This window comes from Mycolicibacterium confluentis (genome assembly GCF_010729895.1).
Lineage (GTDB): Bacteria > Actinomycetota > Actinomycetes > Mycobacteriales > Mycobacteriaceae > Mycobacterium > Mycobacterium confluentis.
Window position 1 is genome coordinate 1,289,351 of sequence record NZ_AP022612.1, and the last position, 22,518, is coordinate 1,311,868.

A 22,518-nucleotide genomic window follows, 5' to 3' on the forward strand; every position below is an offset into this window, starting at 1 on the left:
GTCGGGGCGCGGTGTGTGGTTTCGGCGGTCAGGAGCGCCTGCCCAGGGTGAGGCGGAGCCGTCGTCCCGCACGCCTGTTGTCCCGCAACGCGGCTCGCGCGGCCTGCCAGCCGGGAATGCCGCAGACGCCGCCACCCGCGTGCGTCGCCGAACTTCCGTTGTAGAGGCCTGCGATGGGTGTGCGGTAGTCGGCGAACCCCGGTGCGGGGCGCATGTGGAACAACTGCTCCAGTGACAGCTCACCGTGGAAGATGTTCCCTCCGATGAGCCCGTACTCCTGCTCCATTTCGTGGGGGCCGACGATGTCGCGGTGCAGGATCGAGGACTTGAATCCCGGTGCCACCTCGTCGTACAACTCGATCAGGCGGTCGGCGTAGGCGTCGAGTTCCTCGGTGTGCGGTGCCTGTGACCAGTCGGCGGGCACCCATTGGGTGAACAGCGACATGATGTGTGTGCCATCGGGATTCAGCGTCGGATCCAGGGTGGTGGGAATGACGCTGTCGCTGAACGGCAGGAGTGCGGGCCTGCCGTTGCGGGCGTCCTGGAAAGCCGCCTCAATGTAGTCCAGCGTGGGCGCCATCTCCACCGAACCGGTGTGGTGTTCGGCGATCCCGGTGCTGGGATCCGCGGTGAAGTTGGGCAGTTCGCCCAGTGCCAGGTTGATCTTGACGACCCCGCTGCGGCTCTTCCAGTGCTCGATGTCGTTGACGAAGTCGTCGGGCAGTTCAGAGGGCGAAATCTGGTCGAGGAACGCGATCTTGGGATGCAGCGTGGTCACCACCACCGGCGCGTGGATCTCGTCACCGTTCTCCAGGACCGCGCCCTGGACGCGACCGTTGCGGACGAGAAGACGGGACACTCGGGCGTGCGTGCGGATCTCGGCCCCGAAGCTGCGGGCCGAGCGCGCGATCGCGTCGGAGACCGCACCCATCCCGCCTTCGGGATAGCCCCAACTGCCGAGTTGACCGTCGCCCACGTCGCCGATCGAATGGTGCGCCATGACGTAGGCCGTCCCGGGCTCGCGGGGGCCGGCCCATGTGCCGATCACGCCGTTGACCGCCAAAGCGCCTTTTATCTGCGGTGATTCAAACCAGTCGTCGAGCAGGTCGGCGATGCTCATGGTCAGCAGTCGCGTGACATCGGCGGTCAGCCTGGTGGTGATGCCGCGCTGACCCCATGCCAGTTTGGCGAGGTCGACGAGGTCCCCGGGACGGTGTGATCCGATGTTCGGCGGCACCTGTGTCAGCAGGGGACCCATCACGTCGGCGATGCCCTCAAGCCAGGCGTTCCATTTGGGCCACGCGTCGGCGTCGCGCTTGGAGAATCTGGCCAACTGCTCGTGGGTTCGGGCTGGGTCGTCCTCATAGATGGTAAGCGACCCTCCCTCGGGAAAGGCCTGGTAGTAGGGCCCCATCGGGTGCACCTTGTAGCCGTGGCGCTCCAGGTTGAGGTCCCGCACGATGGTGGGCGGCATGAGGCTCATGACGTATGACAGACGAGTGACCCGCAGGTGCGGAGCCTCGGCCCAGGGGGCTTCAGTGGTGGCCGCCCCGCCCAGCGTGTGCCGGGCCTCCAGGACCAGGGTGCGGGCGCCTGACCGGGCCAGGTAGGCGGCCGAGACGAGGCCGTTGTGCCCGCCTCCGATGACCAGTGCGTCGTACTCGTTCGACATGAAGTCCCACCCTCGTCCGCGCCGATCCGAAGTTCCTGACTGACTGTTCAATCTAACCAAGTGTTAGGCTTCCGACAAGGGGCAACTCAGCCTCCGAGGAGAGGACGTGATCGATTCATGGCAGACCCAGCTCCGGCGACGGAGGGCAATGAGGCCCGCCGTACCCAGATGCTGCGCGCGGCAGCGGAACTGATCTGCGAGCGCGGTTTCGCCGACACACGCATCGCCGATGTGGCGAAGCGGGCCGGGGTCAGTTCGGCACTGGTCATCTACTACTTCGGCACCCGGGACAGGCTGCTCGTCGATGCGCTCCGGCACTCCGAGGAGTCGTTCTACAGCGCGGCCGAGCAGATGCTCGCAGAGGTCGGATCACTGCGCGAACGGCTTTCGCTGCTGATTCGATGGACCTGCGTGCCCGAGGGTGACGCGGCGGACGAGATCCCGGGCGCCTGGGGGCTGTGGTTCGACCTGTGGGCACAGGCGTTCCGGCACGACGAGGTGCGGGCCGGACGTATCGAACTCGACGCGCGGTGGCGCCGGATGATCATCGACGCCCTGGAGTCGGCGGCGCCCGGTGAGCTGCGCAGCACCGTGGACGCCAGGCTGTTCGCGCTCGAGTTCAGTGCGCTGCTCGACGGGCTGTCCATCCAGGTCGCGCTGGAGGATCCGGAGGTCGACTCCGAGATGGCCTACGACATCGCAATGCGTTTCGCCGAGCGGGAACTCGACCTGCCTCCCGCCAGGAAAGCCGCCGCCAACGGCAGCACCGCCCGCCGCCGCTAGCCCGGAGCCAGTGCGTTCTGGGGTTCGACGGCGTCCGTGGTGTGGTCGCTGACCACCGCGACCGGACTTCGGGTCAACACCCGCACCGCATCCGGGGTGCACACGCAGTGCACACGACTGCCGGGTTGGTGCGGCACCGACTGAGGCCCCGAATGATTGGGAATCTCCACCACCATGGCGTGATCCGCGCCGACGTCGACATGGACCTGCGTCGAGGCCCCGAGGTACACGACTTCGCCGACAGTGCCGGCGATCGCGTTGTGTCCAGCGGACACCGGTTCGTCGACGGACTGAAGGCTGATCCGTTCGGGGCGGATCACGATGGCCGCCGGTCCCGGCGGGCATCTAGCCGTGTCATGGGTGGCGGCCCGCAGTCGGGTGGAGACGGCTGAGCAGATCGCGGACCCGTCGGCGGATTCGACCACGTCAGCGTCAAAGATGTTGGCCGCACCGAGGAATCCGGCGACGTAGGTGGTGGCCGGCGCCGAGTAGATCTCGGTGGGGGAGCCCACCTGTTCGACCCTCCCGTTCGCCATCACCGCGATTCGGTCGCTCATGGTGAGCGCCTCCTCCTGGTCGTGTGTCACGTAGACGAACGTGATCTCGACCTCGCGCTGCACTGCGCGCAACTCCAACTGCAACTGCTTGCGCAGTTTGGCGTCGAGGGCGCCCAGAGGCTCGTCGAGCAGCAGGACGCGGGGTCGCAGCACCAACGCCCGGGCCAGTGCGACCCGCTGCTGCTGGCCACCCGACAACTGCGCCGGGCGACGCTTGGCGAAATCGGTCATGCGGACCAGGTCGAGCGCCTCGCCGACCCGTCGTCGGGTCTCCTCGCGTGAGGTCTTCTGGTAGCGCAGGCCGAAAGCGACGTTGTCCCACACCGACATGAACGGGAACAGCGCGTAGGTCTGGAAGACCGTGTTCACCGGACGTTTGTGCGGGGGGTCGCCGGCGACGTCGTGTCCGTCGAGTTCGATGCGCCCGGAGTCGGGTTTTTCGAACCCCGCGATCATCCGCAGGGTGGTGGTCTTGCCGCAGCCCGAGGCGCCGAGCAGCGAGTAGAACTGACCACCCGGAATGTCGAGGTCGATCCCCGTGACCGCGGGAACCCCGTCGAACGATTTGGCCAGCTGCAGCAGGCGGATGGCGCCCCCGGTCACCGCGGGGCCTTCCGGCTCAGTTGGCCACCGCCGCGGCCAGCGTCGCGAAATTCGCGGCGAAGCGTTCGGTGTCGACATCGTCGTGCTGAACGGACAGCAGCCATTGCTCCACCTTGCCCCATGGCGGCAGGAATACGCCTCCGTTGTGCTGGATCAACCAGTGCAGATGGCCCAACCGGTCATCGACATCCAGGAAGTCCCGGTACTCGTGCACGCGCTCCCCGCGGAAGGTCACACAGCCCTTGGCACCCACCGTGACGACATGCCAGTCCACCCCGTGCTCGGCGATCACGGCCTCGAGGCGGGACCGCAGTCCGGCCGCGAGGCGCTCCAGATGGTCATACGCCTGCGGCGTCAGCACATCGGTCAGGGTGGCGCGGGTCGCGGCCATCGCGAGCGGGTTGCCGTTGAAGGTGCCGACCTGTTCGTAGCGGCCGTCTGCGATGGCGGACATCACCGGTTCGGTGCCGCCGATGGCCGCCACGGAAATCCCGCCGCCGAGCGCCTTGGCCAGGCACACGATGTCGGGCACGACTCCGGAAAGGGCGGTCACGCCACCGGGTCCCGTCGTGAAGCCCGTCTTGACCTCGTCGTAGATCAGCAGGGCGCCCGCGGCGTGCAGGAGATCGCGGATGGCCGCCAGATAGCCGTCGTGGGGTGCGATGATGCCCGCGTTCATCATCACGGGTTCGAGGATCATGGCGGCGACCCGGCCCTGATGTTCGGCCAGTGCGCGAGCGACGGCCTCGGCGTCGTTGAAGGGGACCACCACCACCAGATCCCTGATCGCGGTGGGGATGCCGCTGTTGCCCGCAACTCCCGTCGGGTGCTCGCGCGGCCCGATCTCGTCGGCCTCCGGGAGCACCGAGACCTGCACCGAGTCGTGGTGGCCGTGATAGCAGCCCTCGACCTTGATGATCAGGTCGCGGCCTGTCACCGAGCGCGCCAAGTGCACCGCGTCCATGGTGGCCTCGGTGCCGGAGTTGGCGAACCGCCACAGCGGGAGTCCGAAGCGCCGGGACAGTTCTTCGGCTATCCAGATGGCATTCTCGGTGGGTTGGGCGAAATGTGTTCCCCGCCTGACCTGTTCGCTGACCGCCGCGACGATCGCGGGGTGGCCGTGACCCGCGATCGCCGCGCCGTAGCCGCCGTGCATGTCGACGTACTCGGTGCCGTCGACGTCATAGACCTTCGACCCGCTGCCATGGCTCATCCACACGGCCTGGGGTTCGGCGATCTGCCAGTTGGAGGTGGCGCCGCCCGCGAGGTGGCGCCGCGCGCGCTCGATGAACTCCGTGCTGCGGGGCTGCCGGCGCAGGAACACCTCCTCCTGCTTGGCGATCATCTCGGTCAGCCGCTCGGCATCCGAACAACGGTGGTCGACTGCCGATGCAGACACGGGATCCCCTCCACGGCGGCGCGGGATCCGCCCCCGCGCAGAGCGCAGGTGAAGTGCGGTTTCCTGCCTTGACTGAGCGTTCAGTCTATGCGAGAGTCCTTGCAGCGACAAGACCGCGACGGCAGGAGGCTCGTATGCCCGTTCTCCCCGGAAACGAACTGCCGCACGGTAACCCCCGATCCAGCCCCAGCCGCAGACAGTTTCTGCTCCGGACTGCGCTGCTCGCCGCCGCCGTGCCCGCACTGCCTCTGGCGCTCAGCGCGTGTTCGAAGGACGGTGCCGGGGGCGGTGGTGCAACCCCGAGTCTGACCATCGCCGCACCGAGCAGTCCGGTCACATGGGACGTTCCGTCGGACAACCAACCCATCGCCGACGCGCTGGCACCCGAGAAGGGCGCCACTCTTCAGCTTTACAGCTACGCCGACTACATCTCGCCGGATGCGGTGAAGTCCTTCGAGGACAAGTACCAGGCCAAGGTGCAGATCTCGACGTTCAACGACACCGACGAAGCCATCACCAAGATCCGGGGCGGCAACGTCGACTACGACATCTACTTTCCCAGTTACGACCAGATCAGCCGACTGGTCAACGGCGGTCTGCTCAAACCGTTGAACCACAGCTACATCCCCAACATCAGCAATGTGTGGCCGGTGTTCAGCAATCCCTGGTACGACCAGGAGTGGCGCTACACGACGCCCTACACCGTCTACACCACGGGAATCGGCTGGCGTGCGGACCAGGTGCCGGAGGATATCGGTGCACTGTCGAATCCCTATGACGCACTGTGGGATCCGAAGTACAAGAACAAGACCGCGATCATCGACGACTGGCACACGGCCATGGCGCTGGTGCTGCTGCGCAACGGCATCACCGACGTCAACACGTCGTCGGAGGCGGACCTGAAACTCGTCGGCGAGCAGTTGTCGGAGATGGTGGCGGCGACCTCGCCCAAGGTCACCATCACCATGTACAACGACATGCCCGCGGGTCAGATCGGGTTGGCCCAGATGTGGTCCGGCGACATCATCCAGGCGCTGGGATACCTGCCCGAGGACACGTCGCCGGACGTGTTGAGGTACTGGTTCCCGTCCGACGGTAAGGGGCTGGTGGACAACGACCTGATGGTGATCCTCAAGAGCGGGAAGAATCCCGTACTGGCGCACCTCTTCCTCAATCACATGCTCGATCCCGTCTCGGCGCAGCAGAACTTCACCCAGATCGGCTATCAGCCGCCGCAGAACTCGATCAACCCCGACTCACTGGTCGCCGACGGGTTCATCCCCGAGCATCTCAAGTCGGCGATCGTCCGGCCCGAGTACTTCGACGCGGGATACCGGCTGCTGGAGTTGGACGCCGCGAATGACGCTGCCTGGCACAATGTTTGGCGCGCCTTCAAGGCCGGAGGAGCCTGAGCCCCGTGGCGGTGACGGCTCCGCCGGCATCGACTCCCACACGCCCGGTCCGCCGCGAGCGCACCAACGCGCTGTGGCCGCTGCTCGCCAGCCCCGGCATCGTCTGGTTGCTTCTGTTCGTCGTCGCACCGCTGTATGTGGTGGCTTCCATCGTGTTCGGGCGAATCGACCCGATCTTCCGCACGCCGGTGCCGGTGTGGAATCCACTGCAGTGGGACAGCACGCAGTTCATGTATGTGTTGGCGCGGATCGCGCCCAATGACGTGTACGGGCCTGCCCTGATCCGAACGGCGGTCTACGTCGGGATCGCCAGCGTGCTGTGCCTGGCGATCGCGTTTCCGGTGGCCTACTACGTGGCCCGGTTGGCGGGACGTCGGCGGGGCCTGCTGCTGACGCTGCTGATCGCACCCTTCTGGATCAGCTACATGATGCGGATGTTGGCCTGGGTCAACCTTCTTCAGGACGACGGTCTGGTGAATCGGGTGCTGACGTTCGGCGGCGCGTTCGACGTCGGAGTGCATTGGCTCACCGGCCAACCGGTGGTGGTGATCCTCGGATTGGTGTACGGCTATGTGCCGTACATGATTCTGCCGCTCTACGCCGGCCTGGATCGGCTGCCGCAGTCCACGCTCGAGGCCGCCCGCGACCTCGGGGCCGACCGTCTGGGCTCGTTTTGGCGGGTGACCCTGCCGATGTGCCGGCCGACGATGGTCGCCGCCGTCCTGCTCACGTGTCTGCCGATGCTGGGGGACTACTTCACCTCGGACATGCTGTCGGCGTCTCCGAAGACCGCGATGGTGGGCAATCTGATCAACGACAGCGTGCACGCGCCCGGGCAGACCGGACAGGCAGGTGCGTTCGTGATGCTGGTGCTGATCGTGACGATCCTGCCGATGTTCTACTACGTGCGGGTGACCTCGCGTGGTGATGCGGTGGCGTCGTGAGGGGCCCCGTGGCGTGGTGGCACGACCCGTGGCGGCCCCCGCGGATTCTGGTCGGTGTAACGGTGGCCTACCTGGTGTGGTCGCTGTTGCCCGTGCTGATCGCGGTGATGTTCTCGTTCAACGACGGACGGTCGCGCACGCGGTGGGAGGGGTTCTCGTTCCGGTGGTACTGGGGCGATCCGGCGAAATCGGTGTGGCACGACGCCGCATTGCACACCGCGCTGCTTCAGACGCTGAAGCTGGGGGTCATCACGACGCTGATCACGGTTCCGCTCGGCGTTCTGTTCGCGATCGGCATCGACCGGTGGCGCGGAAGATTGCCGTCTGGCGCCAACACGCTGATGCTCATCTCCTTTGTGGTGCCCGAGGTGCTTCTGGCGGTGGCTCTGCTGTTCGTGGTGACCTCGCTGGCACTGCCGATCGGTCTGGGCACGTCGGCGCAGGTTGTCGGCCTCGTGACGTTTCAGATCGCCTACCCGGCCGTCCTCGTCCGCGCCCGATTGGCCACGATCGGAAGGCATTACGAAGAGGCGGCGATGGATCTGGGGGCGGGGCCACTGGGGGCGCTGCGGCGCGTCACGCTGCCCATGCTGATGCCTGCGATCTTCGCCAGCACCGTGCTGGTGTTCGCCGACGTGATCGACGACTTCGTGCTCGTGCGGTACCTGTCGAGCAATGCGGCCACCGAACCGGTGTCGGTGAAGATCTACAACACGGCGCGGGCCGCGCCCACGCCTGCCCTCAACGCCCTGGCGACGCTGCTGCTGCTCGCGGCCCTGGTGGCCATCGTCATCGGATTCCTGGTGTACCGCCGCATGACTCGCGGCGATGCTCTCAGTGACCGAGGCATCGCCGGGTTCGCCGGAGAGACCACGGTCCCCTGATCCGGGCCCGTAATACCCGCGAGCGTGCGCCGTCGTACGCACCACGCCGCGAATTTCTGGGCAGACACGCACGCTCGCGAGGGCTATCCTGACTGTATGTTCAAACAGCCAGGGCCCGCACCCGTTCCCGCCGGTGATCTCGCTGCGGCACTGGCACCCTTCGGGCGGTCGCGCATGCTGCCCCGCGAGGCCTACACCGACCCCGCGGTCTTCGAATGGGAACAGCAGGCGATCTTCTCGGGATGGCGCTGCGTAGGGCACGCGGGGGACATCGCCACGCCGGGTACGCAACGTGCCGTCGGATCCGGGGCGTCCGGCGTCCTGCTGGTGCGTGGAGACGACGGGACTGTCCGCGCCTTCGCCAACACCTGCAGGCACCGCGGCCACGAACTGTTGGCCTGCGGAGCGGAGGCCAAGCGCCGCACTATCGTCTGCCCTTACCACGCCTGGTCCTATCGACTCGACGGTTCTCTGCGAAATGCACCCGCCTTCAACGAGTTCGACGACTTCAACCCCGATGACTTCGGGCTCGCCGAACTTCGCTTGGTGAACTGGCACGGCTGGCTCTTCGTGGACCCCAGTGGCCAGGACTCCGACTTCGCGCAGCACGTCGCCGGTCTTGAGGACGTGGTCGCGCCGTACCGGCCCGAGGAACTCCGCATCGTCGCCCGACACTCCTATGAGTTGGCCACCAATTGGAAGGTGATCGCGGAGAACTACCAGGAGTGCTACCACTGTTCGTCGATCCATCCCGAGCTGTCCCGGATCAGCCCGCCGACCAGTGGGGAGAACCTGGAACTCGGCGGGGCCTGGATGGGCGGGTGGATGTCGATCGTGGACGGCGCCGAGACCATGTCGCTCGACGGACGGAGCAGTGGGGTGGCGATCAAGGGCTTGTCCGACCAGGAACTGCGCACCGTGATGTACCTGGTCGGCTATCCCAACCTGTTGGTCAGCCTCCATCCCGACTACGTCATGACGCATCTCATGACGCCCTTGGCCGCCGACCGCACCCACGTCGAATGTGCGTGGGCGTTCCCGAAAGAGGTCGCCGAGCGTCCGGATTTCGACCCGTCCTACGCCGTCGACTTCTGGGACCTGACAAACCGACAGGACTGGGCTGCATGCGAATCCGTGCAGCGCGGACTGTCGTCACCGCACGCGCGACCCGGACCGTTGGCCCCTGACGAGGACGGCGTCTACCAGTTCGTCACCCGGGTCGCCCGGGCCTACCTCGGCTGACCCTGCTCGGCAGGTCGGTTTCGGCAGCGCCGGCGACGGGTAATGGCATAGAGATTTGACGCAGGGGAAAGTGACCACCGATGGCGGATCCGGCGACCGCGAGTGAGAACAATGAGGTTCGCCGTATCCAGATGCTGCGCGCCGCGGCCGAACTGATCGCCGAACGGGGCTTCGCGGACACCCGAATCGCGGACGTCGCGAGTCGCGCCGGAGTCAGTGCTCCACTGGTGATCTATTACTTCGGCACTCGGGACCGACTGCTCGTCGACGCGTTGCGCCATTCGGAGGAGTCGTTCTACGCCGCGGCCGCGAAGTCGCTCGCCGATGCGGACTCCCTGCGCGCCAGGCTGGCGCTGCTGATCCGGTGGATGTGTACGCCTGACAGTGATGTCGAGGAGATTCCCGGGGCCTCGGGTCTGTGGTTGGAGCTGTGGTCCCAGGCCTACCGGAACGACGAGGTGTGGACCGGTCGTGTTGAACTCGATGAGCGGTGGCGCGGGATGATCGTCGACGCGGTGCAGGCCGCCAGGCCGGGGGAGGTGCGTGAATCCGTCGACGCAGTGGAGTTCGGCCTCGAGTTCAGCGCCCTTTTGGACGGGTTGTTCGTCCAGGTTGCGCTCGAGGATCCGGTCGTTCTGCCCGCGGTCGCCTACCGCATCGCCATGCGCTTTGCGGAACGGGAACTCGGTCTGCCGCCGGCCGGTCCCGGCAGCTGACCCTCACAGACGGAAGCGCTCCCGGCCCATGAGCCCGCTCTCGTAGTAGCTCGGGCTGCGGTGCGGACGCGGGCGGTGCGCGGGCTTCTCCGCCGCCGCGACCGTCCGATGGATCGAGGCGCTCAGCAGCCAGCCCCGAACGCGGGCAGTGGTGTGGCCGATGCTCGTGATTGCGGTCATGACGTTCCCCCTCGTCGATGCCGGATGTTCCGGCGCTGTAGTTCTGAGCGTCGGCGACGGGGATCGCGGAGTCGCGAGTAGCGCGGTACCCGTGTGCGGGCGCCAGTTACGCGGAAGTGGGGATGGAGACCAGGCTCAGCGACTCAGTTGGCGCTCGTCGAAGAACTCCAGCAGGTACTTGCTCTCGTCGATCTGTCCGATGGTTCGTCGCGCCTTGCGCCGGGTGATCAGGATCGCGACCGCGGTGATCGCCCAGATGACGTACTGAACAGACCACGCGTAGCGGAAGGCTTCGAACGAGTATCCGCCGGCCGCGCCGATGATCATGCCCATCGCCTGCATGACGAGAAGCGAGGCGATGAACCCACCCATGTTGACGATCCCGGTGGCGGTGCCCAGGGTGCGACTGGGGTTGAACGTCCTCGCGAAGTCGAAGCCGACCATCGAGCCTGGGCCGCCGACGGAGATCACCACGATCAGGACCACCAGCAGCCACAGTGGTGCGGGACCGGAGAGGGACAACACCACGGTCCAGATCGCGGCATTGCTCGCGACGATGCCCAGCACCACCCGTGAACGCCGGTGCGGATGCCGGCCCGTGACGACGCCGATGGTGATGCCGGAGAAGATGGCGGCGGCCACCGAGACCGTCAGCAGGGTGCCCGCCATGCCGCGGGACAATCCCTGCGCCTCGGTCAGATACGGCACCCCCCACATGAGCGTGAAGGCCGTGACCGAGAACTGCGTGCCCATGTGGGTGAAGAAGCCGAGACGAGTGCCCGGCCGCAGCCACACAGTCTTGACGTTGGCCAGGGTGTCGCGGACACCTATCGACCGCACCGGTTCCGCCCGGCCGTGCGGGGTGTCCCGGATCAGTGCGATGGACATGACGACGATGAGACCGCCCAGTGCCGTCACCGACACGTAGGCCGTGCTCCATCCGGCGCCGCCGAGCAGCGCCAGGAACGGCAGTGCGGAGAGCACCTGGCCGAGTTGGCCGCAGATCCCGGTCAACTGCGTGACGAGCGGGATCTCGCGTTCGCTGAACCAGTGGGGGACCAGGCGCAGCACGGAGATGAACGTGAAGGCGTCGCCGAGCCCCAACAAGGCCCGTGCGCCGATCGCGACAGGCAGGGACTCGCTGAACGCCAGGGTGAGCTGGCCCGCGGCCATCAGGGTGCCGCCCGCCACGATCATCACGCGTGACCCGAAGCGGTCCAGCAGCAGACCTGCGGGGATCTGGGCGCCGGCGTAGACGATGATCTGCAGCACGACGAATGTCGACAGCACCCCAGGGCTGGCATCGAACCGCACGGCGGCATCGAGACCGGACACGCCGAGTGTCGTGCGGTCGAGCACCGCGACGATGTACGCCAACAGGCCGACGGACCAGACGATCCAGCGCCGCACGTGCTCGCCTTTCCGTTGCTGCCGACCTGACGTCGATGATGCCAGGCAGCGGGGACTCGCGGAAATTCTTTTCTCGTGCGATGGCCGGCGTCACATCTCGTGCCCAGCGAAACGAGACGCACCCGTGACCTGTGTGACTGTCGGGTTTCATGGGGCGGCTGTCATATTCTGAGGTTCGTGTCGATATCGCGACGTGACGTGCTCAGGATGGCTGCGGTCACACCGGCGGCCGCTGTGCTCGGTGCCGGAGCGACGACCGCACACACCGCGAGTGCGGCTCCGATGGGAGTCCTGCTCGACTATGCGGCCGGCGTCATCAAGGCCAGCGACATCCGGGCATCAGGGGCGATCGGAGCCATTCGCTACGTCTCGGACCGGCGTCCCGGCGGCCAGTGGATGCTGGGCAAGCCGATTCAGCTCGCCGAAGCCCGTGACCTCTACCGCAGCGGCCTCAAGATCGTGTCGTGCTACCAGTTCGGCAAGCAGGACACCGCCGACTGGTTGGGCGGACAGCCCGCCGGCATCCAGCACGCCAAGCGCGGCTGGGAATTGCATGTCGCGGCGGGAGGTTCGTACGGCGCACCGATCTATATGTCGATCGACGACGACCCCAGCCATGAGCAGTACAAACAGCAGGTAGCGCCCTTCCTGCGGGGGTGCGAATCCGTGCTGGGGCATCAGCGGACGGGTGTCTACGCCAACTCCAAGACCATCGAGTGGGCGATCCAGGACGGCCTGGGTGCCTATTTCTGGCAGCACAACTGGGGATCTCCGGGCCGAATCGCCCATGCGGCGGCGCACCTGCACCAAGTCGAGATCGACAGCCGCAGTGTCGGGGGAGTCGGGGTCGACATCAACCACATTCTGAAGCCGCAGTTCGGTCAGTGGGACTGACCGGAAACGGCCTTCACATTACTGATCAGTAAGATTTGCCAGCAAACTTTATTTCAAAAGTCCTCCGCCGAGTGATGCACTGGCGAACCGAGCAGGTGCTTGGGCACGCCCCACGCGGGACTTTGGAAACCGGCGAATTCACAGGTTACGATTCGATAACAATCGTGCTGTGATCTGCGGAGTTATACCTACTCGGGCGTAACCACCCGCCAACAGGACGTTTGTCCTCCAGCTTGCGAGGCCTGCTTGAGCGCCGCGTTACCCACGCCACGGTTACTGCTGCGTAGAACTCGCTAGTAACCAATTGGCGGCGGAAAATGGCCATAGCTCTTATGACACTCTTAGTGCAGCCGGTTCGCACGCGAGAAGAGGTCTTCAGAGCCGACCTCGAGGACGAGCCGGTTGGTCCCATGCCGGACCACACGGTAGGCGCCGTGCGCACGGCGGGCTCACAGAAGAGCCGCCGACCAACACCTCCCGCAGAGCTGCGGGAGGTCGCGGGCCGACAAGGTGCGCAGTACAAGCAGTGAAGACGATGACGCCGCAGAGAGCTACAGGGAGACATACAAGGTGACGATTTTCGAGCACGACAACGTATCTGCCGAATACGACGGTTCAACCAACCACGATGGCAGCGCTGCCGGGCCCGCACAGTCGACTCACGCCCTGGTCGATCGACTCTCCGCCGGCGAGCCCTTCGCCGTCGCCTTCGGGGGACAGGGCAGCGCCTGGCTGGAGACGCTCGAGGAGCTGGTCTCCTCGGCAGGCATCGAGTCCGATCTCGCCACCCTGGCCGGTGAGGCCGAGCTGCTGCTCGAGCCCGTCGCCCGTGAACTCGTCGTGGTTCGCCCGATCGGCTTCGAGCCGCTGCGCTGGGTGCGCGCGCTGGCAGCCGAAGAGCCCGTGCCGACCGACAAGCAACTGACCTCCGCCGCCGTCTCCGTGCCCGGCGTGCTGCTGACCCAGATCGGTGCCGTGCGGGCGCTGGCCCGTCAGGGCCTGGATCTGGCCGCCACTCGCCCGGTCGCCGTCGCGGGTCACTCGCAGGGCGTGCTGGGCGTCGAGGCCCTCAACGCCGGCGGAGCTAAGGACGTGGAGCTGTTGGCGCTCGCGCAGCTGATCGGCGCCGCAGGCACCCTGGTGGCCCGTCGCCGCGGCATCGCGGTGCTCGGCGACCGCCCGCCGATGGTCTCGGTCACCAACGCCGACCCCGAGCGCATCTACGAACTGCTCGAGGAGTTCAGCCAGGACGTCCGGACGGTGCTGCCGCCCGTGCTGTCGATCCGCAACGGCCGCCGTTCCGTGGTCATCACCGGCACCCCCGAGCAGCTGTCCCGCTTCGAGCTCTACTGCCAGCAGATCGCGCAGAAGGAAGAGGCCGAGCGGAAGAGCAAGATCCGCGGCGGCGCCGTCTTCGCGCCGGTGTTCGACCCCGTGCAGGTCGAGGTCGGCTTCCACACCCCGCGTCTGTCCGACGGCGTCGACATCGTCGGCGGCTGGGCTGAGCAGGTCGGCATCGACGTCGAACTGGCCAAGGCGATGACCAAGGCCATCCTGATCGACCAGGTCGACTGGGTCGACGAGATCACCGCGCTGCACGAGGCCGGCGCCCGCTGGATCCTGGATCTGGGCCCCGGCGACATCCTGACCCGCCTCACCGCGCCGGTGATCCGGGGCCTCGGCATCGGCATCGTGCCCGCCGCCACGCGCGGCGGTCAGCGCAACCTGTTCACCGTCGGCGCCGTGCCCGAGGTGGCCAAGCCGTGGTCGAGCTACGCCCCCCAGGTCGTCACGCTGCCCGACGGTTCGGTGAAGCTGTCGACCAAGTTCACCCGCCTGACCGGTCGCTCGCCGATCCTGCTCGCCGGGATGACCCCGACGACGGTCGACGCCAAGATCGTGGCGGCCGCGGCCAACGCGGGACACTGGGCCGAACTCGCAGGCGGCGGCCAGGTCACCGAGGAGATCTTCGCCGGCCGCGTCGAGGAGCTCACGACGCTGCTCGAACCGGGTCGCTCCATCCAGTTCAATTCGCTGTTCCTCGATCCGTACCTGTGGAAGCTGCAGGTCGGCGGTAAGCGCCTGGTGCAGAAGGCGCGCCAGTCCGGCGCCCCGATCGACGGCCTGATCGTCACGGCGGGCATCCCCGAACTCGAAGAGGCCGTCGAACTGATCGGCGAACTCAACGACGTCGGCATCAGCCACGTGGTGTTCAAGCCCGGCACCGTCGAGCAGATCCGCTCCGTCATCCGGATCGCCAACGAGGTGCCCACCAAGCCCGTGATCGCCCACATCGAGGGCGGCCGCGCCGGCGGGCACCACTCCTGGGAGGATCTCGACGACCTGCTGCTGGCCACCTATTCGGAACTGCGTGGCCGCTCCAACATCACGGTCTGCGTCGGTGGCGGCATCGGCACGCCAGAGCGCGCCGCCGAATACCTGTCCGGCCGCTGGGCGCAGGCCTACGGCTACCCGCTGATGCCGGTCGACGGCATCCTGGTCGGCACCGCTGCCATGGCGACCCTCGAGGCCACCACCAGCCCGCAGGTCAAGCAGATGCTGGTCGAGACCAAGGGCACGGACACCTGGGTCGGCGCCGGGAAGGCGCAGGGCGGCATGGCTTCCGGCCGTAGCCAGCTCGGTGCGGACATCCACGAGATCGACAACACGGCCTCGCGCTGCGGTCGACTGCTCGACGAGGTGGCCGGTGACGCCGACGCCGTCGCCCAGCGCCGCGACGAGATCATCGCCGCGATGGCCAACACCGCCAAGCCGTACTTCGGCGACGTCGCCGAGATGACCTACGAGCAGTGGCTGAACCGCTACGTCGAACTGGCGATCGGTGACAACGATTCGACCGCCGACACCAGGCGCGAGGACTCGCCGTGGCTCGACGTCACGTGGCGGGACCGCTTCGCCGAGATGCTGCAGCGTGCCGAGGCCCGGCTCAACGCCGTCGACTCCGGTCCGATCGAAACCCTCTACGGCGCAACCGAACAGGGTGAGCGGCTGCTGGAGGACCCGCAGGCCGCGATCGCCGCGCTACTGGCCGCATACCCCGACGCCGCGACCGTCAAGCTGCACCCGGCCGACGTGCCGTTCTTCGTCCAGCTGTGCAAGACGCTGGGCAAGCCGGTGAACTTCGTCCCGGTCATCGACAAGGATGTCCGCCGGTGGTGGCGCAGCGACTCGCTGTGGCAGGCCCACGACGCGCGCTACTCCGCCGACCAGGTCTGCATCATCCCCGGCACGCAGGCCGTCGCGGGCATCACGCGGGTCGATGAACCGGTCGGTGAACTGCTCGACCGTTTCGAGCAGGCCGCGATCGACGAGGCCGTGGCCGCCGGAGCGCAGCCCAAGCCGGTGATCTCGCGTCTGCAGAACGTCACCAGCCCGCTGGCGCTGGTCCTCGACGCCCCCGACGTGCTGTGGGCCGGCCGCATCGCGACCAACCCGGTGCACCGCATCGCTGCCCCGTCCGAATGGCTTGTGCACGAGAACAAGTCCGCGACCAACCACGCCACCGGCGCTCGCCTGGAGATCGTCGGCGAGAAGGTCGTGTTGAGCCTTCCGCTGTCGGGCACCTGGATCGAGATTCCGTTCACCCTGCCGGCCACCACGGTCGACGGTGGCGCGCCCGTCGTCACCACCGAGGACGCCTCGACCGCGATGCGGTCGGTGTTGGCGATCGCGGCCGGCGTCGACGGACCCGACGCGCTGCCCGAGGTGGTCGACGGTTCGACCACCGCCACCGTCGAGTGGGATCCCGAGCGGGTCGCCGACCACACGGGTGTCACCGCGACGTTCGGTGCGCCGCTGGCGCCGACGCTCACCGTCGTCCCCGACGCGCTCGTGGGCCGCTGCTGGCCCGCCGTATTCGCCGCGATCGGTGCGGCCGTCACCGACGACGGATTCCCGGTCGTCGAGGGCCTGCTGAGTCTGGTCCATCTCGACCACGCCGCCCAGCTGGTCGCCAAGCTGCCGGCCGAGACCGCGCAGTTGACCGTCACCGCAACGGCTTCGGCCGCCTACGACACCGAGGTCGGCCGCGTCGTACCGGTGTCGGTCTCGGTGAAGGATGCCGACGGAACCCTGCTCGCCACGCTCGAGGAGCGCTTCGCGATCCGTGGCCGCACCGGTGCCGCCGAACTGGCCGACCCGGTCCGGGCCGGGGGAGCGGTGTCCGACAACGCCACTGACACGCCCCGCCGTCGTCGCCGCGACGTCACCATCACCGCGCCGGTCGACATGCGACCGTTCGCCGTGGTCTCCGGTGACCACAACCCGATCCACACCGACCGGTCCGCAGCACTGCTGGCCGGCCTGGAATCGCCCATCGTGCACGGCATGTGGCTGTCCGCCGCCGGCCAGCATGTGGTCACCGCGACCGACGGCAAGCCGGTACCCCCGGCCCGTCTGCTCGGCTGGACCGCCCGCTTCCTCGGGATGGTGCTGCCCGGCGACGAGGTCGACTTCCGCGTCGACCGCGTCGGCGTCGACCTCGGCGGTGAGGTGCTCGAGATCTCCGCGCGTGTCGGTTCCGACCTGAAGATGTCGGCGACCGCACGCCTGGCCGCGCCCAAGACCGTCTACGCCTTCCCCGGACAGGGCATCCAGTCCAAGGGCATGGGCATGGAGGTGCGCGCCCGCAGCAAGGCCGCCCGCAAGATCTGGGACCGGGCCGACAAGTTCACCCGGGAGACCCTGGGCTTCTCGGTGCTGCACGTGGTGCGGGACAACCCGACCAGCCTGATCGCCTCGGGTGTGCACTACGAGCACCCCGAAGGCGTTCTCTACCTGACGCAGTTCACCCAGGTCGCGATGGCCACCACGGCCGCAGCGCAGGTGGCCGAGATGCGCGAGCAGGGTGCGTTCGTCGAGGGCGCCATCGCGTGCGGCCACTCCGTGGGTGAGTACACAGCGCTGGCCTGTGTCTCGGGCGTCATCGAACTCGAAGGCCTGCTGGAGGCCGTGTTCCACCGCGGTTCCAAGATGCACGACATCGTGCCGCGTGATGAGCGGGGCCGTTCCAACTACCGCCTCGCCGCGATCCGTCCTTCGCAGATCGACCTCGCCGACGATGACGTCAAGGACTTCGTCGACGAGATCGCCGAGCGCACAGGTGAATTCCTGCAGATCGTGAACTTCAACCTGCGTGGGTCGCAGTACGCGATCGCCGGAACCGTGCGCGGTCTGGAGGCGCTGGAGGAAGAGGTCGAGCGTCGTCGCGAAATCAGCGGTGGCAAGCGGTCGTTCATCCTGGTGCCCGGTATCGACGTGCCGTTCCACTCCAGCGTGCTGCGAGTGGGTGTGGATGACTTCCGGCGGAGCCTCGAGCGGGTGCTGCCGCGGGACCGGGATCCGGAGCTCGTCGTCGGGCGCTACGTCCCGAACCTGGTGCCCCGGCCGTTCACGCTGGACCGCGATTTCATCCAGGAGATCCGCGACCTGGTGCCGGCCGAGCCGCTCGACGAGGTGCTCGCGGACTACGACACCTGGCGTAACGAGAAGCCACGCGAGTTGATGCGCAAGGTCGTGATCGAGCTGCTGGCCTGGCAGTTCGCCAGCCCGGTGCGCTGGATCGAGACCCAGGACCTGCTGTTCATCGAGGAGGCCGCGGGCGGACTCGGGGTGGAACGGTTCGTCGAAATCGGCGTGAAGAACGCGCCGACCGTCGCCGGACTGGCCACCAACACGCTCAAGCTGCCCGAATTCGCCCATAGCACCGTCGAGGTGCTCAATGCCGAGCGCGATGCCGCGGTGCTGTTCGCCAGCGACACCGATCCCGAGCCCGAAGAAGTCGAGTTCGACAGTGCCCCAGCGGCTCCCGCCGCAGAGACTCCTGCGGCCGAGGCCGCGCCCGCTCCGGTTGCCGCACCCGCGGCACCGTCGGGTGGGCCACGACCCGATGACATTGTGTTCGATGCCGCCGACGCCACGGTCGCCCTCATCGCGCTGAGCGCGAAGATGGGGCTGGATCAGATCGAGGCGCTGGACTCCATCGAATCGATCACCGACGGTGCGTCCTCGCGACGCAACCAGCTTCTGGTCGACCTGGGCTCCGAGCTCAACCTCGGCGCCATCGACGGCGCCGCCGAGGCCGACCTGGGTGCACTCAAGGGGCAGGTCACCAAGCTGGCCCGCACCTACAAGCCCTTCGGCCCGGTGCTCTCCGACGCGATCAACGACCAGCTGCGCACGGTCTTCGGGCCGTCCGGCAAGCGCCCGGCCTACATCGCCGAGCGGGTCGCCAAGGCCTGGGAGCTCGGACCCGGCTGGGCCAAGCACGTCACCGTCGAGGTGGCGCTGGGCACCCGTGAGGGTTCGAGCGTCCGCGGCGGTGCACTGGGCGGCCTGCACGAGGGTGCGTTGGCCAGTGCGGCCGAGGTCGACAAGGCGATCGACGCCGCGGTCTCCGCGGTCGGTGCCCGCAAGGGCATCCCGGTCAGCCTGCCGTCGGCTGGCGGTGCCGCGGGCGGGGGTGTCGTGGACTCCGCCGCTCTCGGTGAGTTCGCCGAGAAGGTCACCGGCCCCGACGGCGTGCTCGCCTCAGCGGCGCGGCTGGTGCTGGGACAGCTCGGCCTGGACGCTCCGGTCTCCGCCCCGGAGACGGCCTCCGACGCCGAACTGATCGACCTGGTGACGACCGAACTCGGTTCGGACTGGCCGCGTCTGGTCGCTCCCGCGTTCGACGCCAAGAAGGCCGTCGTATTCGACGACCGCTGGGCCAGCGCCCGCGAGGACCTTGTCAAGCTGTGGCTGGCCGACGAGGGCGACATCGACGCCGACTGGCCGCACCTGTCGGAGCGGTTCGAAGGTGCCGGCCACGTGGTCGCCACGCAAGCCAACTGGTGGCAGGGCAAGTCCCTGGCCGCCGGCCGCAACGTCCACGCGTCGCTGTTCGGCCGCATCGCCGCGGGCGCCGAGAACCCGGGCAAGGGCCGCTACAGCGACGAGGTCGCCGTGGTGACGGGCGCCTCGAAGGGCTCGATCGCCTCGTCGGTCGTGGGTCAGCTGCTCGACGGTGGTGCCACCGTCATCGCGACGACCTCCAGGCTGGACGACGACCGGTTGGCGTTCTACAAGGAGCTCTACCGCGACAACGCGCGCTTCGGTGCGACGCTGTGGGTGGTTCCGGCGAACATGGCGTCGTACTCCGACATCGACAAGCTGGTCGAGTGGGTCGGTACCGAGCAGATCGAAAGCCTTGGGCCGCAGTCGATTCACCTCAAGGACGCCCAGACCCCGACGCTGCTGTTCCCGTTCGCCGCACCGCGTGTGGCCGGGGACCTGTCCGAGGCGGGCTCTCGCTCCGAGATGGAGATGAAGGTGCTGCTGTGGGCCGTCCAGCGGCTCATCGGCGGGCTGTCCACCATCGGTGCCGAGCGCGACATCGCCTCGCGACTGCACGTCGTGCTGCCGGGCTCGCCCAACCGTGGGATGTTCGGCGGTGACGGCGCCTATGGCGAGTCGAAGGCCGCGCTCGATGCGCTGGTCAACCGCTGGCACGCCGAGTCGTCGTGGGCCGAGCGGGTCACGTTGGCGCACGCGCTGATCGGCTGGACCAAGGGCACGGGCCTGATGGGCCACAACGACGCCATCGTCGGTGCGGTCGAGGAGGCCGGTGTCATCACCTACACCACCGCCGAGATGGCAGCCATGCTGCTGGATCTGTGCACGGTGGATTCGAAGGTGACCGCAGCGGTCGCGCCGATCAAGGTCGACCTCACCGGCGGCCTCGGTGACATCCAGCTCGACATGGCCGAGTTGGCCGCCAAGGCGCGCGAGGAGATGCTGAGCGAATCCGCCTCCGACGACGACGATCTGGATGCCGGCACCATCGCGGCTCTGCCGTCGCCGCCGCGGGGCTACACCCCGGCGCCGCCGCCGGTGTGGGATGAGATCGACGTCGACCCGGCCGACCTGGTGGTCATCGTCGGTGGTGCTGAACTCGGACCGTACGGATCGTCGCGCACGCGCTTCGAGATGGAGGTCGACAACGAACTGTCGGCCGCCGGCGTTCTCGAGCTGGCGTGGACCACGGGCCTGATCAAGTGGGAGGACGACCCGAAGCCGGGTTGGTACGACTCGCAGACAGGCGAATTGGTGCCCGAGGCCGAACTGGTCGAGCGTTACCACGACGCCGTCGTGGAGCGGTGCGGTATCCGTGAGTTCGTCGACGACGGCGCGATCGATCCCGATCACGCGTCGCCGCTGCTGGTCAGTGTGTTCCTGGACAAGGACTTCTCGTTCGTCGTGTCCAGCGAGGCCGACGCACGTGCCTTCGTGCAGTTCGACCCCGAGCACACCGTCGCCCGCCCGGTCCCGGATTCCGGCGACTGGGAGGTGATCCGCAAGGCGGGCACCGAGATTCGCGTCCCGCGCAAGACCAAGCTGTCGCGGACCGTGGGAGCGCAGATCCCGACCGGCTTCGATCCGACCGTGTGGGGCATCAGCCCGGACATGGCGGGCTCGATCGACCGTGTCGCGCTGTGGAACATCGTGGCCACCGTCGACGCGTTCCTGTCCTCGGGCTTCACGCCGACCGAACTGATGCGGTGGGTGCACCCGAGCATGGTGGCCTCCACACAGGGCACCGGCATGGGTGGCATGACCTCGATGCAGACCATGTACCACGGCAACCTGATGGGCCGCTCCAAGCCCAACGACATCCTGCAGGAAGTCCTGCCGAATGTGGTTGCCGCACATGTGATGCAGTCCTTCGTGGGCGGCTACGGCGCGATGGTCCACCCGGTCGGCGCATGCGCCACCGCGGCGGTGTCGGTCGAAGAGGGTGCCGACAAGATTCGACTGGGCAAGGCCGATCTGGTGGTCGCAGGCGGCTTCGACGACCTGACGCTCGAGGCGATCATCGGCTTCGGTGACATGGCGGCCACCGCCGACACCGAGACGATGCGCGCCAAGGGCATCAGCGACTCGAAGTTCTCGCGCGCCAACGACCGGCGTCGGTTGGGCTTCCTCGAGGCCCAGGGTGGTGGCACCATCCTGCTGGCTCGCGGTGATCTCGCGGTCAAGATGGGCCTGCCCGTGCTCGCGGTGGTCGGCTACGCGCAGAGCTTCGCCGACGGTGTGCACACCTCGATCCCGGCTCCTGGCCTCGGTGCCCTGGGCGCCGGTCGTGGCGGCAAGGACTCGGTGCTCGCGCGATCGCTGGCCAAGCTCGGCGTCGGCGCCGACGACATCGCGGTGATCTCCAAGCACGACACCTCGACGCTGGCCAACGACCCGAACGAGACCGAACTGCATGAGCGTCTGGCCGACTCGATGGGCCGGGCACCGGGCAACCCGCTGTTCGTGGTGAGCCAGAAGACGCTCACGGGCCACGCCAAGGGCGGTGCCGCGGTGTTCCAGATCATGGGTCTGTGCCAGATCCTGCGCGACGGCGTCATTCCGCCGAACCGCAGCCTGGACTGCGTCGACGACGAGTTGGCCACCTCCGGTCACTTCGTGTGGGTTCGTGACACGCTGCGGTTGGGCGAGAAGTTGCCGCTCAAGGCCGGTCTGGTGACCAGCCTCGGGTTCGGGCACGTGTCGGGCCTGGTGGCGCTGGTGCACCCGCAGGCGTTCCTGGCCTCCCTCGATCCCGCCGAGCGGGAGTCCTACCTGGAGCGTTCGCAGGAGCGCGTCCTGGCCGGACAGCGTCGACTGGCCTCGGCGATCGCCGGCGGCAAGCCGATGTACGAGAAGCCTGCCGACCGTCGCTTCGACCACGACTCGCCGGAGAAGATGCAGGAGGCCGCCATGCTGCTGGATGCGGCCTCGCGCCTCGGCGATGGCGATGTCTACATCCGTTAGGGTCTG

At 67.5% G+C, this 22,518-nt stretch carries 13 protein-coding genes; 8 read left to right on the forward strand and 5 right to left on the reverse strand.

The genetic code is table 11. The features are described 5' to 3' along the window. Window positions 1-28: 28 nt before the first annotated feature. Entirely contained in the window at window positions 29-1,672 is a 1,644-nt protein-coding gene (locus tag G6N34_RS06190; RefSeq protein ID WP_085152921.1) for a phytoene desaturase family protein, read from the reverse strand. Between the two features lie 117 nt (window positions 1,673-1,789). Here G6N34_RS06190 and G6N34_RS06195 point away from each other — a divergent pair, with 117 nt between their 5' ends. Beyond that, window positions 1,790-2,455 carry a TetR/AcrR family transcriptional regulator gene (locus tag G6N34_RS06195; RefSeq protein ID WP_085152923.1) on the forward strand — a complete coding sequence of 222 codons (666 nt, stop codon included), beginning with the start codon at window positions 1,790-1,792 and terminating at the stop codon, window positions 2,453-2,455. Here the strand turns inward: G6N34_RS06195 and G6N34_RS06200 are convergent. Next, window positions 2,452-3,615 carry an ABC transporter ATP-binding protein gene (locus tag G6N34_RS06200; RefSeq protein ID WP_085152925.1) on the reverse strand — a complete coding sequence of 388 codons (1,164 nt, stop codon included), beginning with the start codon at window positions 3,613-3,615 and terminating at the stop codon, window positions 2,452-2,454. The genes G6N34_RS06195 and G6N34_RS06200 overlap by 4 nt on opposite strands. A 16-nt stretch (window positions 3,616-3,631) precedes the next feature. Next, window positions 3,632-5,014 (reverse strand): aspartate aminotransferase family protein, encoded by a 1,383-nt coding sequence (locus G6N34_RS06205; protein WP_085152927.1) that lies wholly within the window; start codon window positions 5,012-5,014, stop codon window positions 3,632-3,634. A 134-nt stretch (window positions 5,015-5,148) separates the two neighbouring features. Between G6N34_RS06205 and G6N34_RS06210 the strand changes: the two genes are divergently transcribed. The 5 genes from G6N34_RS06210 (at window position 5,149) to G6N34_RS06230 (ending at window position 10,212) form a co-directional block, all read left to right on the forward strand. Then, on the forward strand, window positions 5,149-6,426 hold the full coding sequence (locus G6N34_RS06210) for a polyamine ABC transporter substrate-binding protein (protein WP_085152929.1): 1,278 nt from the start codon (window positions 5,149-5,151) through the stop codon (window positions 6,424-6,426). Window positions 6,427-6,431: 5 nt separating this feature from the next. After that, entirely contained in the window at window positions 6,432-7,370 is a 939-nt protein-coding gene (locus G6N34_RS06215) for an ABC transporter permease (protein WP_085152931.1), read from the forward strand. Then, entirely contained in the window at window positions 7,367-8,254 is an 888-nt protein-coding gene (locus G6N34_RS06220) for an ABC transporter permease (RefSeq protein ID WP_085152933.1), read from the forward strand. Before G6N34_RS06215 ends, G6N34_RS06220 begins: the two co-directional genes overlap by 4 nt. Window positions 8,255-8,350: 96 nt before the next feature. Next, window positions 8,351-9,496 (forward strand): aromatic ring-hydroxylating oxygenase subunit alpha, encoded by a 1,146-nt coding sequence (locus G6N34_RS06225; protein WP_085152935.1) that lies wholly within the window; start codon window positions 8,351-8,353, stop codon window positions 9,494-9,496. Window positions 9,497-9,576: 80 nt separating this feature from the next. After that, on the forward strand, window positions 9,577-10,212 hold the full coding sequence (locus G6N34_RS06230) for a TetR/AcrR family transcriptional regulator (RefSeq protein WP_085152937.1): 636 nt from the start codon (window positions 9,577-9,579) through the stop codon (window positions 10,210-10,212). A gap of 3 nt (window positions 10,213-10,215) precedes the next feature. Here G6N34_RS06230 and G6N34_RS06235 read toward each other — a convergent pair whose 3' ends face one another. Continuing rightward, window positions 10,216-10,392, reverse strand: coding sequence for a hypothetical protein (locus tag G6N34_RS06235; RefSeq protein WP_163645328.1), 177 nt, complete (start codon window positions 10,390-10,392; stop codon window positions 10,216-10,218). 135 nt (window positions 10,393-10,527) lie between these two features. Then, window positions 10,528-11,802: an MFS transporter gene (locus tag G6N34_RS06240; RefSeq protein ID WP_085152939.1), complete on the reverse strand. Its 1,275-nt coding sequence runs from the start codon at window positions 11,800-11,802 to the stop codon at window positions 10,528-10,530. Between the two features lie 177 nt (window positions 11,803-11,979). Here G6N34_RS06240 and G6N34_RS06245 point away from each other — a divergent pair, with 177 nt between their 5' ends. Further along, window positions 11,980-12,696: a DUF1906 domain-containing protein gene (locus tag G6N34_RS06245; RefSeq protein ID WP_109788553.1), complete on the forward strand. Its 717-nt coding sequence runs from the start codon at window positions 11,980-11,982 to the stop codon at window positions 12,694-12,696. Window positions 12,697-13,266: 570 nt separating this feature from the next. Further along, entirely contained in the window at window positions 13,267-22,512 is a 9,246-nt protein-coding gene (locus G6N34_RS06250; protein ID WP_085152943.1) for a type I polyketide synthase, read from the forward strand. Window positions 22,513-22,518: the final 6 nt, after the last annotated feature.

What these genes read in the sequence shown, in the direction of transcription:
- G6N34_RS06235 (WP_163645328.1), bottom strand. Translation starts at nt 10,392, where the DNA reads ATGACCGCAATCACGAGCATCGGCCACACCACTGCCCGCGTTCGGGGC.
- G6N34_RS06230 (WP_085152937.1), top strand. Translation starts at nt 9,577, where the DNA reads ATGGCGGATCCGGCGACCGCGAGTGAGAACAATGAGGTTCGCCGTATC.
- G6N34_RS06225 (WP_085152935.1), top strand. Translation starts at nt 8,351, where the DNA reads ATGTTCAAACAGCCAGGGCCCGCACCCGTTCCCGCCGGTGATCTCGCT.
- G6N34_RS06195 (WP_085152923.1), top strand. Translation starts at nt 1,790, where the DNA reads ATGGCAGACCCAGCTCCGGCGACGGAGGGCAATGAGGCCCGCCGTACC.
- G6N34_RS06190 (WP_085152921.1), bottom strand. Translation starts at nt 1,672, where the DNA reads ATGTCGAACGAGTACGACGCACTGGTCATCGGAGGCGGGCACAACGGC.
- G6N34_RS06210 (WP_085152929.1), top strand. Translation starts at nt 5,149, where the DNA reads ATGCCCGTTCTCCCCGGAAACGAACTGCCGCACGGTAACCCCCGATCC.